Raw genomic sequence first — 14133 nt, forward strand, 5'->3', positions numbered from 1 at the left:
AGGAAGAGCGGTATATGTTCGGTATAATTGCAAAAAACTGCGTATCTTTGACACCGGAAATATTTCCAATACAACAAATTCAATATCAAAGTAACACCAAATGAAAGTAGACAAAAATCTATTTGTTGAAGCACAATATAAGCTTTATGCTCAGACCAAAGGCGTAGAAGGGGAAGAGCTGGTAGAAGAGACTACAAACGAAGTACCTTTTCAGTACATTCACGGACTGGGCATGATGTTGCCCGCTTTCGAGCAACACCTTCTTGGTTTGGAGCCGGGAGAGAAGTTCGACTTCGTACTCTCTTCAAAAGATGCTTACGGAGAGCATTCCGACGAATACATCACCAATCTTCCTAAAGAGATATTCATGGTAGAAGGTGAGTTCGATAGCGAGATGGTTTTTGAAGGAGCGCAAGTGCCTTTGATGGATGCTGAAGGTCATCAGTTGATAGGTACGGTGGTCGAAGTTGCCGATGAACACGTAAGAGTGGATCTTAACCACCCTCTTGCCGGAAAAGATTTGCACTTCATCGGAGAGATAACAGACGTACACGAAGCCACTACGGAAGAGATCGAGATGTTCTTCCCTCAAAACGGCGGATGCTGTAGCAGTGGAGACTGTGGCAGTGGTGGCTGCAGCAGCGGAGGTTGTGGCTGTTGCTAAGAAAAAGGATACTCCTTTTACAGAAAGATGATACAGAAGCGTTCGGAGCAGAGATCCGAACGCTTTTTTTGTTTCCGGATTCCCGATTTTGAGGAGTTGTTCCACGCTCCGGATGTTTCTTTCGTTCCCTTTCCGAATGTCTCGGCAAAGCTCTTTTTACTCCTGCCTGAAAATGGAAAAACAGTAGCCGGCGATGTATGCCGGGACAGTACCTTGCTTGAACAAGAATGCCGTTCAGAGTGAAATTTTTATACAAAAATGAAAACCGGTTTTTTGCCCCGATTTTTCACTTTTTTAGATGCTTTTTTCTCTATTGCGCCTCTTGTTTTCTCTTATCTTGTTGTTTGATAGCTGCTTATAAAATCAGCCCGAATTTGGAAAAAATTTTTTCTTAGTCCGTTTGATGGGCTGTTTTCGAGTTAATAGGTGTAAATTTTAACACCCTCATCTGTAAATAAATCCTAACTCGTTTTCTGGTCAAAAAGTGGCAAAAAGAGGATGAAAAACCTCAAACATTTAATTGTCAGCGTTATAAGCAAAAAATCTAAACACGTTAATCGAATCCGGTAAACGTGTTAAGTGAAATCGGTAAACGTGTTCATTGAAAAATTAAACACGTTAAGCCGACAAAATATGCTCGTTTAGCGTTTTGGCTTAATGAGTATCGGAATTTGTGTTAATAAAAAGGGGTGGATTTAACAATTTGGTCGTGCTCTGAAAACAATCTCTCCGATCAAAATAGAGAGCGCAATTTGGGCACAGACGGAAAGGGATGGAATATATAAAAATCTCAGCTTGGGAGAGTGGGTGTTCAGCTCAACTTTTTCAAGACAAAGAGAGTGTAGAGAGCATTGGCATAGGACACCGCACTATTTGCTTTGTCGTGCCACTCTGCGCCAAAGAGTCGGGACAGCTGCTTTAGAGAGAAGAAACGCCCTTGCGAAACCTCTTCCGGCAGCTTCTCCAAGGCAAGAGCCATGGTGCAGAGCTGCTCTTTCTGCTCCATGAGAGTGTGCAGAGCTTCGTGCCGAGGCAGTGCGTGGCGGAGTACAGCCAGATCGAACGGCAGATTGTGCCCGACAAGAATATCCGCCCGCTCCATATACCGGAGCAGGACAGGGGCAAGAGCGTCTATGGGCAAGCCGTATCGCCGGACACGTTCCGCAGAAAGCCGGTGCACGCTTACGGCTTCGGGAGAGCCAATGGTCTCTTGGTAGATCAGAGAGGTGTGCGAACAGATGGGAGAAAGCTCACTATCAGCCAACAGCAGGGTAGCTTCCAAAGGCAGGGGCGGATCCGTATCGGGGTGCTGTTTATCGAATAGTCCGGTTGTCTGCACATCTATGATAAGGTATTTTCCTGCCTTATCGGGGTTGTCGCTTTGGGGCAGAGAGCGGACGAGCGTTCGGGCAGAGAGAGCGGAAGAAGGTGTTCCCGGTTCGGGATAGAGCCTACTGCCCTTTTTGAAAGATGCGGAGGCTCTTCGCCTTTTACCGTAGAGGTACAGGCGGTAGAGGAGTGTGGCGACCAGGGAAATGGGTATCACCACCGTTATCAGGTATTTTAGATAGAGCATCGTCCAAAAATAGTAACTTTGTCCGGATAATAATGGAAAATATGAAATCTGAATCAACGATAATTTATCCCGACTTTTCCGATCTTTCCACGGCATCTCTCAGCCGGAAGATCACGGAAGGGATAGAAGCACATAAGAGAGAAGTGGCGGAGATAAAGAGCGTGGCGGAAAAGGATGCTACGTTTGAAAATGTGATTCTTGCCCTCGAACGGAGCGGACAAGCACTCGAACAGGCAAGCAATCTCTTCTTTAACCTCCTGCATACGGACAGTACCGATGAGCGTCAGACAGAGGCAGAGCGTCTTGTGCCCCTCTTGACCGAATGGAGCAATGCCATGAAGTATGACGATGTTCTGGCGCAGCTCATCAAAACAGTGTATGAGAAGCAACCCCAACCCGAAGATGAAGCAGACCGCAGACTGCTTCAACGCACCTACGAGGGGTACAGAGACAGCGGTGCATACCTCGAAAAGGAGAAGAAGAGAGAGCTGGAAGAGATTAAGTCTGCCCTTAGCAGCCATACACTTGCATTTGCCAACCATGTGCTGGTAGAGCAGAACGCTTTCATTTTTCATACGGAGAGCGATGCGGATCTCAAGGGTATCCCTGCCACGGCACTTGCCATAGCTCACGAGAAAGCCAAGAGCAAAGGGCTGAACGGCTGGGTTTTCGACCTCTCCGCACCCTCTTTCCTTGCCGTGATGAGCTACGCCGAGGATAGGGAGCTGCGCCGTAAATTTTATATGGAAAGGCAGACGCTGGGCAATCATCCCGAAAAGTCGGAGACTTACAACGGAGATCTCCTGAGAGAGATAGCCCGACTGCGACTCAGAATGGCACAGATACTCGGAGAGCCGACCTACGCTCATCTCTCTCTGAGAAAGAAGATGGCACACTCTCCGGAAGGGGTCTATAAAATGCTCGACAGCCTCAAAGCGGCATATAAACCGAAAGCGGAAGCAGAGCTGGAAGAGGTGAGACGCTTCTTTGTCTCGGAAGGCTTTATCGGGAAAGAGGATCGTCTTCAGCCCTGGGACTGGGCTTTTGCTTCCGAAATGTATCGCCAACGTATGTTGAAGTTCGATGCCGAAGAGCTTCGCCCCTATTTCTCATTGGATAAGGTGATAAAGGCGGTGTTCGGACTGGCTACGACACTCTTCGGCATAGAGTTTCGTCCGGACTCCGATGCTCCTGTTTACAGAGAGGATGTGGCTGCATATCGAGTGGTACGCACTTCTACCGAAGAGGTCGTGGGTATTCTGTACACGGACTTCTTCCCCAATCCGGGTAAGCAAAACGGGGCATGGATGACCAACTTTTCGGAACATTGGATGGATGCAGAGGGTATTGCCCATCTGCCGGTGGTGAGTATCGTCATGAATTTTACTCCTCCCACTTCCACTCAGCCCTCTCTGCTCACCTACGATGAGGTGAATACGTTCCTGCATGAGTTCGGACACGCTCTTCACGGACTACTGACCCGAGTGAAGCATGGATCTTTAAGCGGAACGAATGTAGTACGGGATTTTGTGGAGTTGCCCTCGCAATGGATGGAGAATTTTCTGCGTCAGCCGGATTATGTGGCATCGTTTGCGCATCATCACGAAACGGGCGAGCCGCTTCCGAAAGAGCTTTTGGAGAAGCTGCTGTCTACCCAAAACTTCCTTTCCGGATATGCAGGGCTTCGTCAGCTGAACTTTGGGTATCTCGATATGTTCTGGCATACGCTGTCGGACATAGAGGCTATCCCGACGGTGGCAGAGGCAGAAGCCGAGGCTTGCAAGGCTACCACTTTGATAGATACACCCTCTGAGGTAGCAATCTCAACGGCATTCAACCACATCTTCAGCGGGGGATATGCTGCCGGATATTATGGCTACAAGTGGGCGGAAGTGCTGGATGCCGATGCGTTCGACTACCTCTTGGAGGAGGGTTTATGGAGCGGAACGGTGGCTTCAAAGTTTCTACATCACATTTTGGAGCAGGGAGATCTTCGGGATCCGGATATTCTTTACAGAGAGTTTAGAGGTCGGGATGCCAAGATAGATGCGCTGCTCAAAAGAGATGGCGTGGAGCAATAGAGTGAGTATAACATCATACATATATAATTAGGAACATGAACAGAACGATCCAAAGGGTAAATACCCTACTGCTTCTCATGGTTGTCTTTCTGGGTTTTACCGCTTGTCAGAAAGGAGATGAGGAAGCACAGAAAAATCTGGCAGGCAAATGGAGTGCAACCGAACTCAAACTGGGTACAAAAAGCATTGAGGTGTCCGACAGTCCGAGCATAGACCTGAAGGCAAACGGTACGATAAACATTGCCAACATAGACTTGAACAAGATCTTCCCGGACCTTCCGGTGCTTAAACAGATGAATATCATGCCGGAAGAGTGGACGCTCAACTGGAAGATTTTGGACGGTGTCTTCTCTCTAAGTGCCGGGATGGCTTCGGCAAAGTTTGACATCATCTCTTCGACAGAAGAGGATTTGGTGCTCAAACTGACCGATGCAAGTATATTGGGAGACCGCTCTGCAATGCCGGATGAGGAGGTTGTCATTACCCTGAAACGCATTGGCGATAATTGAATAATGGCGGGGAGGTTTGTCTATTCCGGCTATTTTATCTAACTTTGTGCCTCGCGTGGCAGGATATAGCCCTGCCGGTACAAAAATATTAACGTATAATTTATTTATAGTAAACGTTTTATGAACAATTACGAAGCCGTTTTCATTTTAACTCCCGTTTTGTCTGAAGTTCAGATGAAGGAAGCGGTAGATAAGTTTACAGACCTCATCAAAACAAACGGAGGAGAACTTGTAAACCACGAAAATTGGGGACTAAAGAAGTTGGCTTACCCAATCCTTAAGAAATCTACCGGTTTTTATCAGTTTGTAGAGTTTAAGGCAGAGCCTTCTTTTATTGAGACATTGGAATTGCAATTCCGCCGTGACGAACGTGTTATACGTTTCTTGACTTTCCGCCAAGACAAACACTTCGCAGAGTATGCCGAAAAGAGAAGAAAACTCAAAGGCAACAAGAGCACAACAGAAGCTCAAGTAGTAACCCCTAATGAAGAACAAACAGAAGCTTAATATTATGGCATCACAATCAGAAATCCGTTATCTTACTCCACTGTCTGTGGACGTTAACAAGAAGAAGTATTGCAGGTTTAAGAAAGCCGGTATTAAGTTTGTAGACTACAAAGATCCGGAGTTCCTAAAGAAATTCCTTAACGAACAAGGAAAGATTATTCCTCGTCGTATCACAGGTAACTCACTCAAGTTCCAACGTCGTGTGGCTCAAGCTGTGAAGAGAGCTCGTCATATCGCGTTGTTGCCTTACGTGACAGACCTTATGAAATAAGAGTTTTTGTAGTAATAGTAAGAAACAACTAATATAAAGGAGACAGAATATGGAAGTTATTTTGAAAGAAGACGTGCAGAACCTTGGCTTCAAGGACGATATCGTTACGGTGAAGGATGGTTATGGCCGCAACTTTCTAATCCCTAGAGGTATGGCTGTGATAGCATCAGAGTCTGCCAAGAAAGTACTAGCTGAAAACCTTAGACAAAGAGCGCACAAGCTTGCTCAAATCAAGAAAGACGCTGAGGATTTTGCTCAAAAGCTGGACGGTGTTTCTCTAACCATTACGGTTAAGACAAGTGCACAAGGAACAATCTTTGGATCTGTAAACAATATTATGATCGCTGAAAAACTTGAAGAAAAAGGTTACAGCGTAGATCGTAAGAAGATTTCAGTTCCGGGTAATATCAAAGAAGTTGGTAGCTATATCGCTAAGATTGCTCTTCACAAAGAAGTTAGTGTGGAGATTCCTTTTGAAGTGGTATCTGAGTCTGCGCCTGTGGCAGAAGCTGCTGAACAAGAGGTTGCAGCTACACAAGAGTAATATTCTCTTTGGCTATCCTCTGAAACACAATCTTCAAAACAATTTTATGTAGAAGTTTTTGGTGTTAATAATAATTTGTGAGAGATCTCGTCCTCTGAATAAGAGGGGCGAGATCTCTCTTTTTATTCCCTCCGCATGCTCCCTTTCCGTGTCTGCTTTTCCCTCTTCCCGTTTAAGGGTGTTCCGGTAGAAACATTACAGCCGAAAGAGATACAAAAACCGCGTTAGTTGCAGCCTTGACATCTTTTGACTTTAGTATATTATTGTTACCTTTGTCCCGCCGGTAAATCTAATAAGAACCTTACAACATTAACATTATATACTTGAAAGAGTCAAACTAAACTTAGGTCTGAATTATGGAGTGGTTTACTCAGTTATTTACGGTGCAAAGTGTCGCACAGTCTGTTCTTATTATAGCGCTGACGATAGCACTGGGCATCCAGTTGGGTAAGATCAAGATTGGTGGGATCAGTCTTGGTGTTACTTTTATTCTTTTTGTGGGAATACTCTTTGGAGAGTTAGGATGGCATGTCAATCATGAAGTCCTTCATTTTTTCAAAGAGTTTGGTCTCATTCTTTTTGTTTACTCGATAGGTATGGCGGTTGGACCGAGTTTCTTCTCCAACTTTAAGAAAGGGGGAGTTACCTACAACCTGCTGGCGGCTTCGATTGTCCTTTTGGGTGCCATTACAACCCTTGCCATACATTACATGACAAAGATTCCCGTTCCTACGATGGTCGGGATCATGTCCGGTGCCATTACCAATACTCCTGGTTTGGGAGCTGCTCAGCAAGCTTATTCCGACGTTACCGGAGCTGCGGATCCTACCATTGCCATGGGGTATGCGGTAGCTTATCCTTTAGGTGTTGTCGGGATTATTCTTTCTCTTATTCTGATAAGGGTCGTTTTCAGAATCAATCTTGAAGATGAGAAGAAAAGCAGAACAGTGGGAGCGGAGGAAGAAACTCAAAATCTTGTTCCACTCTCTTTACTTGTTACAAACCCGGCTCTGAATGGTCGTACTATCATTGATATAGTAAAAGCATTGGAGGGAAGAGATTTTGTTGTCTCGCGTCATCTCTCCGGTCAGACCGGAAAGATAGAGGTAGCAAACGGACAAACCGAGCTGCATACCGGAGATAAGCTCTTTGTGATCGCACAGAGAGACGATGTCGATGCCATCACAACCATCATAGGAGAGCAGATCGTCATGGATAGAAAGCAGTGGGTTCCGGCTCATGCGGAGTTTGTGAGCCGCCAAATCCTGGTAACGAATGGCAGACTGTCCGGAAAGAAAATCGCTGATCTGCAGTTGAGAAAACTTTATGGTGTGAATCTTACCCGACTTACACGTTCCGGTATAGACCTTGTAGCTTCTCCGGACTTGCATATTCAGGTTGGGGATAAGCTTACCATTGTTGGTAGTGATCCTGCAATAGCTCAAGTGGAAAAGATGATGGGGAATAAGGTAAAGCATCTTCACGAGCCCAACTTGTTCTTCATATTTATAGGTATTGCTTTGGGTATTATTCTCGGCTCTATTCCTATTCTTGTTCCAGGTATTCCTCAACCTATTAAGTTAGGATTGGCAGGCGGTCCATTGGTTATTTCCATACTTATTAGTAGCTTTGGATACAGATTTAAGATGGTTACTTATACCACCCACAGTGCTACTTTGTTGATGCGAGAGATTGGTATAAGCATCTTTTTGGCTTGCGTTGGTATCGGAGCCGGTAACGGGTTTATAGATACAATCGTAAATCAAGGAGGTTGGCAGTGGATAGGATATGGTTTTATCATAACCGTCTTACCGCTACTCGTTGTCGGAGCTATTGCGAGAGGAGTCTTCAAGGTGAACTATCTAAAGTTGATGGGACTTATATCCGGTAGTACCACAGATCCTCCTGCGCTTGCTTATGCCAATGCAACTGCCACAAATGATGACCCTGCCATTGCATACGCAACCGTTTATCCGCTGACAATGTTTCTACGAGTAGTGGTCGCACAGCTGATGATCTTGCTGTTTATATGATAAATTAGAGGTAGAATAAAACTTCAGATGGGACGAATAGACAAACAAACTCAAGTACCGGAGCCAACACTGCGCAGATTGCCGTGGTATTTGGCTCATGTAAAACTGATGCAAGCAGAAGGACTCAAAAGTATTTCCTCTACTGCCATAGCAAAGTGTATAGGTATAGATCCGGCTTTGGTAGCCAAAGACCTCTCTTACGTGGATATTTCCGGTAAGACTCGTGTCGGTTATGGGGTGGATCAGATGGTTTCTGTCTTAGAGTCTTTTCTGGGTTTCACTCAGACTCACAAGGCTTACGTGTTCGGGGTGGGCAACTTAGGTGCTGCTCTTTTGGCGGATAAAGGACTGAGCCAGTACGGCATGGAGATTGTCGCAGGTTTTGATGTCGATCCGTCTATCTGTGGAACGACCATTTCGGACACTCCTATTTATCATTTGGACGAGTTGGATCGGGTGATGAAAGAAACTCCCGGCTCTATCGGAGTGCTTACCGTCCCGATCTCTAAAGCGCAAGAAGTGACGGATATTGTAGTGAGCAAAGGTATCAGAGCCGTTTGGAACTTTACCCCATTTCGGATAAAAGTTCCTGAAGATATTGTAGTGCAAAATACCTCCATGTATGCACATCTTGCAGTGATGTTCAACAGACTCAAGAGTTGACACTGTACAGACTGCCGGTGTACAAGGCAAGGTAGAAACGGATAATAAATGAAGATATTCAGTCTTTCGGGACATTTGTATTCGGGTAAGAGAACACAGTCTGAGTTTTCGGATGATGCTGTGGTTCTCCTACCCGATTCTGCTTATGTAAAGAGCGGAAAGCCGGTTTTCCCTCCCATTGAAGAGGGCGAGCCTGTTGCCGTAATGCCTGTGCTGGTATTGAAGATGAATCGTATAGGCAAGAGCATCGCTCCCAGATTTATACATCGTTACTACTCTGCCATAACCGTTGGTTACTCTCTTCTATTGCCTGAACTGCTCGACACACTCTCTTCCCAAGGAGTATCGACCTTCTCTGCTTACGGCTTCGATGGTGCTTTGGTTTGGGGCGAGACAGGATTCTCCCCCGAACTTATCAGGGAGAATGGTGCGGTGAAAGTTTTCCATCAAAAAGGAGAAGCGCAAGAAGAGATTCATATCCCCGTCGAGCTTTTGACCAAAGCAGAAGAGACTCTTGCCCGTCTAAGCAGGTATCACACCATTAAGATTGGAGACATTTTCCTGCTCCCTCTCCGGCAGGCATTCGACACGGCAGCTATAGGAGACAACCTCTGCCTCTTATTGGAGGACACAAATCAAAAAGAAGAAGCACAGCTTTTGACCAGACTGTCTCTTCGATAAAGAACACATTAGAACTTAGCTAAACAATGAATATATTATCGCCCGATGCCATAGTGATGGCTGCAAAAGATCTGGGCATTTCAAAAGCAAACTATTCGCTCATAAAGACACTTCTGTTGGGCTTTCTCGGTGGAGCTTTCATCGCAATGGGAGGGACGCTCTCCGTTCTTGTCTCTGGAGGAATGCCGGCACTTACTGCCGAAAATCCCGGACTGCGAATGCTCCTGTCGGGAATGACTTTCCCCGTGGGCATTATCCTTGTCGTCATTGCAGGAGCAGAGCTCTTCACCAGCAACAATGCTGTTTTGATGCCGGGATTTTGGAATAAAGACTTTGGTCTGAAAAAGCTTCTTCGGAACTGGACACTGGTCTTCATCATGAACCTTGTAGGTGCGGTTTGCTTTGCGTACCTCTTGGTCTATCTCGTGGGACTCTTTGCGCAAGACCCTTGGCACAGTACGATCATCGGAATAGCGGAGTATAAAACTTCCGCTCCCTTTTGGAAAGTTTTCGTGAAAGGGATTGGTGCCAACTGGCTGGTCTGTTTGGCCATCTGGATGGGGCTTAGTGCTACGACCACGATAGGTAAGATTTGGGGACTTTGGTGGCCGGTAATGACATTCGTGGCGCTGGGCTACGAACACTGTGTAGCCAATATGTTCTATATCCCTCTCGGTATGATGGAGGGTGCGGATGTCTCTCTCTCAGACTTCCTTTGGGGCAACCTTCTGCCGGCAACCCTTGGTAATATCGTGGGAGGAGGGCTTATGGTTGGCACTTGGTACACCTCTTCTTTTTTGAAAAAATATTGACACTATACAGCATACGTTATGAGACAGCGAGCTTACTTTGTAAATCCTTTCCTGCTGATCTTTTTGGTCTCATTCCTGAGCATCAATAAGCTCTCCGCCCAAACCGCTTCATCGTCGGATGTTTATCTGCCGGCTCTCTCTCCCATTGTTACTGCCGCATCTTCCTTATCCATAGTCACGGATGCTCGCAGTGCGGCATTAGGAGGTCTTGGTGTCGCAACGGAAGCGGACGCCGTCTCTGCTTACTTCAACCCCGCAAAGCTCTCTCGTGCCGGTAACTCCTATGGTGTTTCTGTCGCTTATCTCTCGTGGCTGAGTGCAATAACGGATGGAATCGGTATAGCAGACCTGACCGGATATTTCCGTCCTTCCTTTTTGGGAGCGGAGCGGAAGCATACTTTCGGCGTTTCCCTCCGTAGAATGAATATTGACGATGTGCATGTCTTTGGGAAGTCCGGCTCTATCACACATACCTTCAGCCCTTTTGAAGCATCGGCACAGCTCTCTTACGCTTATGCTCTTTCCGATAAGTGGTCTTTTGGAACGGGGTTGAGATATTTCTATACCGCAGGATCATCGGGGCATCTCTCCTACTATCCCTCTGTGGGTAACTTTACTTTCGATTTGGGAGCACTTTTCACCGACTATCTGGATGCCGAAAAGAAGCACAAACTGACCGCCGGAGCATCTCTCCTGAATATCGGTCCGAAGCTGAAGATAGGCGAGAGCAGTAAGTCTCTTTTCATGCCGACCATGTTGCGCGTAGGGGTCGGGTATCAGACCCGATTTGCCAAAAATATCTCCTTGGCATCTTATCTGGAGTTGGAAAAACTGCTTGTGCCATCTTATCCTATTGGGAAAGACTCGGACGGAACCACGGATCTCATAGACGAGTATTACTCCACTACCGCACTTCAAGGCATATTTGCCTCATTCTCTGATGCTCCGGAAGGGTTTGGTGAAGAGCTTAGAGAGTACACACCGGCACTGGGTATCGAGGCAGGGTACAACGATCTGGCTTTTCTTCGTCTCGGTTACAAGTATATGCATCCCTCGAAAGGATCGGACAGTGGATTCTCTATGGGTGTCGGCGTAAAGTACAAGTTCGTCCGTTTCGACTTTGCCTACTTTGCTGCCATAAGCGCACGCAATCCTCAGAATGGCACTCTTCGCCTTTCGCTTACCGGCTCGTTTTAATCCATTCATCCACAGAAACAAAAAAGATAAGACTATGGGAGTGAACATAAGGGTAGGATTCGGGTACGACATTCACAGGCTTGTCCCGGATAGAGATCTTATCATCGGAGGAGTTCGCATACCTCATTCGATCGGACTTTTAGGGCATTCCGATGCGGATGTTCTCCTTCATGCCATCTCCGATGCGCTTTTGGGGGCGGCAAACCTAAGGGACATCGGCTATCATTTTCCCGATACAGACCCGAAGTACAAAGGGGCAGACAGTCTCTTTTTGCTCGGAGAGGTCGCAGCCCTTCTCAAGGAGAAAGGATACGCCATAGGCAATATAGACTCCACCATTATAGCTCAAGCTCCGAAGATGAACCCTCATATCCCGGAGATGCAAGCCAATATATCAAGAGTCCTGAATATCCCCCAAGAAGATATTTCGATCAAGGCAACCACTCACGAAAGGCTCGATGCCACAGGGAACGAGGAGGGTATTGCCGCCATGGCTACGGCTCTTATATATAGGGACTAAGGTATGGAAGAGCCTATTGTCGCTCTCCGCTTTTTTCACTACTTTTGAACAGAACATTATATCAATCCATTTATATATGAAGTTTTTTGTAGATACAGCGAATCTGAACGAGATCAAGAGAGCCCACGAACTTGGTATTTTGGATGGGGTTACTACCAATCCGTCCCTGATGGCAAAAGAGGGAATCTCCGGAAAAGATGCTGTCATGAAACATTACAAGGCTATCTGCGACATAGTGGAAGACAAGGTTAGCGCCGAAGTTCTCTCTACTACATACGAAGAGATGATGGCAGAAGCCGAAGAGCTTATTGCGATATGTCCGGAAAAGATTGTCATCAAAGTTCCCATTATTAAGGATGGATTAAGAGTGATCAAGGAGCTGACAGAAAAAGGTATCAGAACCAACTGCACTCTTATATTCTCTCCGGCACAAGCGCTTTTGGCGGCAAAAGCAGGAGCTACCTATGTATCTCCATTCTTGGGACGCTTGGACGATATTAGTCAGGATGGGCTTAATCTTATAGAAGATATTCGTGTGATCTTTGACAACTACGGATACACTACTGAGATTTTGGCGGCTTCCATCCGTTCTCCGCTGCATATAACACTTTGTGCAAAGATCGGTGCGGATGTCATTACATCGCCTTTGGACTCTATTCTGAAGTTGCTCAATCATCCTCTTACCGATACCGGCTTGGCAAAGTTTATCCAAGACTCGAAACAGCTGGTTTAGTTCGGCAGAATTATTTTAGGAACAAGGAAGAAGACCGATGTGCTTTTGGAGGAGNAGCTGGTTTAGTTCGGCAGAATTATTTTAGGAACAAGGAAGAAGACCGATGTGCTTTTGGAGGAGCGCATCGGTCTTTTTATATAAAAACGTCATGCGGAAAACGGAGGGGGAAGGGGAGATTTTTGGCTTGGAGGAGGCGAATTTGTCAAGTCGTTTTAAGATAAGATCTTTTGAATGAAAGCGATATGGCAAAATCTCATCTTCGGAGAAAAAATTTTCTTAGTCCGTTTGATGGGGCTTTTTCGCGTTAATAGGTGTGAATTTTAACAGGGTGCTCTGTGAAGAAAATCTAATAGAGAAAATCGGCTTTCCGGGTGCATTTTAGGGTGAAAATACATAAAATACTGATGTGTAGTGTTTTAATTATTTTGGCTAAACACGTTAATCGAATCCGGTAAACGTGTTTAATGAATCCGGTAAACGTGTTCATTGAAAAATTAAACACGTTAAGCCGGAAGAATATGCTCGTTTAGCGTTTTGGGTGAACCTGTATCGAAAATTGTGTTAATAAAACGGGTTGATTTAACAAATCCGGCACCCCTCCGAAAACGACCCCTCCGATCAAAATAGAGAGCCGTAAAAATCGGGGAGAGCATCGGTATGGAATATATAAAAATGCCTTCCCCGACCGGAATGAAATGCGACCGAGGCGGGGGATACATTAATTATATATATAGGGGAGAGCAGTTGGGGAAAGGAAATAGCGGTTTTCGATAAAATGTTTGATTCTCTTCAGGCTTGATAACAAGCGGATTAAGTGCTGTTTTGAGAGTGCTGTTTGATATGTTTGTCTATCTTTTGTTAGTAAAGTTTGGTAGAATGAAAAACTCTTTCTAACTTTGCACCCACGAAACGGGAGAGCGGATCTCCTGTGAGGAATACGAGATCATAGACATATCGGAAGAGAAGAATATAGTAGCATTGTCCTGTATGGAAATACGGGATGGTATAAAACTACAATAACCGTATCATGCCGTTAACGGTGTGATATGCGAGAGCAAAAAAAATATAAGCAAAAGAAGGGCAGACGGTGGATGCCTTGGCTCTAAGAGGCGACGAAGGACGTGATAAGCTGCGAAAAGCNGTGATTCCCTCAGTAGTGGCGAGCGAACGGGGAGGAGCCCAAACCGATGCTGTTTCGGCAGTGTCGGGGTTGTAGGATCTCGAATAAAGCTTTACAACGGAGAGGTAGTAGAAGATTCTGGAAAGGATCGCCAAAGCGGGTGACAGCCCCTTATACGAAACTTTGAAGTTGGAGTGACGAGAGACCTGAGTAGCGCGGGAC

Annotated in this window: 14 protein-coding genes and 1 rRNA gene; 14 read left to right on the forward strand and 1 reads right to left on the reverse strand. The window is 45.9% G+C overall.

Going from position 1 to position 14133, the window contains the following annotated elements; translation table 11 throughout:
- The first annotated feature begins 100 nt into the window (after nucleotides 1-100).
- Nucleotides 101-664, forward strand: coding sequence for an FKBP-type peptidyl-prolyl cis-trans isomerase (locus HQ43_RS03605; protein ID WP_036789735.1), 564 nt, complete (start codon nucleotides 101-103; stop codon nucleotides 662-664).
- Nucleotides 665-1475: 811 nt separating this feature from the next.
- Here the strand turns inward: HQ43_RS03605 and HQ43_RS09780 are convergent.
- Entirely contained in the window at nucleotides 1476-2240 is a 765-nt protein-coding gene (locus HQ43_RS09780) for a 3'-5' exonuclease (protein WP_036789745.1), read from the reverse strand.
- A 41-nt stretch (nucleotides 2241-2281) separates the two neighbouring features.
- Here HQ43_RS09780 and HQ43_RS03620 point away from each other — a divergent pair, with 41 nt between their 5' ends.
- The 13 genes from HQ43_RS03620 to HQ43_RS03680 form a co-directional block, all read left to right on the forward strand.
- Nucleotides 2282-4321 (forward strand): M3 family metallopeptidase, encoded by a 2040-nt coding sequence (locus HQ43_RS03620; protein ID WP_036789863.1) that lies wholly within the window; start codon nucleotides 2282-2284, stop codon nucleotides 4319-4321.
- A 35-nt stretch (nucleotides 4322-4356) separates the two neighbouring features.
- A complete protein-coding gene (locus HQ43_RS03625; RefSeq protein ID WP_036789763.1) occupies nucleotides 4357-4830 on the forward strand; it encodes a hypothetical protein in 474 nt (157 codons plus the stop codon).
- 120 nt (nucleotides 4831-4950) lie between these two features.
- On the forward strand, nucleotides 4951-5337 hold the full coding sequence (gene rpsF / locus HQ43_RS03630) for a 30S ribosomal protein S6 (RefSeq protein ID WP_052079375.1): 387 nt from the start codon (nucleotides 4951-4953) through the stop codon (nucleotides 5335-5337).
- Nucleotide 5338: 1 nt separating this feature from the next.
- Nucleotides 5339-5608: a 30S ribosomal protein S18 gene (gene rpsR, locus HQ43_RS03635; RefSeq protein WP_200878513.1), complete on the forward strand. Its 270-nt coding sequence runs from the start codon at nucleotides 5339-5341 to the stop codon at nucleotides 5606-5608.
- A 49-nt stretch (nucleotides 5609-5657) separates the two neighbouring features.
- Nucleotides 5658-6152 (forward strand): 50S ribosomal protein L9, encoded by a 495-nt coding sequence (gene rplI, locus HQ43_RS03640; protein ID WP_052079376.1) that lies wholly within the window; start codon nucleotides 5658-5660, stop codon nucleotides 6150-6152.
- A gap of 356 nt (nucleotides 6153-6508) precedes the next feature.
- On the forward strand, nucleotides 6509-8185 hold the full coding sequence (locus tag HQ43_RS03645; RefSeq protein WP_036789765.1) for a putative transporter: 1677 nt from the start codon (nucleotides 6509-6511) through the stop codon (nucleotides 8183-8185).
- 27 nt (nucleotides 8186-8212) lie between these two features.
- Nucleotides 8213-8848: a redox-sensing transcriptional repressor Rex gene (locus tag HQ43_RS03650; protein ID WP_036789768.1), complete on the forward strand. Its 636-nt coding sequence runs from the start codon at nucleotides 8213-8215 to the stop codon at nucleotides 8846-8848.
- 48 nt (nucleotides 8849-8896) lie between these two features.
- Nucleotides 8897-9529, forward strand: a complete 633-nt coding sequence (locus tag HQ43_RS03655; RefSeq protein WP_036789771.1) for a hypothetical protein — start codon at nucleotides 8897-8899, stop codon at nucleotides 9527-9529.
- A 26-nt stretch (nucleotides 9530-9555) separates the two neighbouring features.
- Entirely contained in the window at nucleotides 9556-10341 is a 786-nt protein-coding gene (locus tag HQ43_RS03660; RefSeq protein ID WP_036789774.1) for a formate/nitrite transporter family protein, read from the forward strand.
- Between the two features lie 18 nt (nucleotides 10342-10359).
- Nucleotides 10360-11538, forward strand: coding sequence for a type IX secretion system outer membrane channel protein PorV (gene porV / locus HQ43_RS03665; protein ID WP_036789777.1), 1179 nt, complete (start codon nucleotides 10360-10362; stop codon nucleotides 11536-11538).
- Nucleotides 11539-11578: 40 nt separating this feature from the next.
- Nucleotides 11579-12058 carry a 2-C-methyl-D-erythritol 2,4-cyclodiphosphate synthase gene (gene ispF, locus HQ43_RS03670; protein ID WP_036789872.1) on the forward strand — a complete coding sequence of 160 codons (480 nt, stop codon included), beginning with the start codon at nucleotides 11579-11581 and terminating at the stop codon, nucleotides 12056-12058.
- Nucleotides 12059-12134: 76 nt separating this feature from the next.
- Nucleotides 12135-12791: a fructose-6-phosphate aldolase gene (gene fsa, locus HQ43_RS03675; protein ID WP_036789778.1), complete on the forward strand. Its 657-nt coding sequence runs from the start codon at nucleotides 12135-12137 to the stop codon at nucleotides 12789-12791.
- Between the two features lie 1064 nt (nucleotides 12792-13855).
- Nucleotides 13856-14133 (forward strand): 23S ribosomal RNA (locus tag HQ43_RS03680); the annotation flags it as partial.

The organism is Porphyromonas canoris, assembly GCF_000769115.1.
Lineage (GTDB): Bacteria > Bacteroidota > Bacteroidia > Bacteroidales > Porphyromonadaceae > Porphyromonas_A > Porphyromonas_A canoris.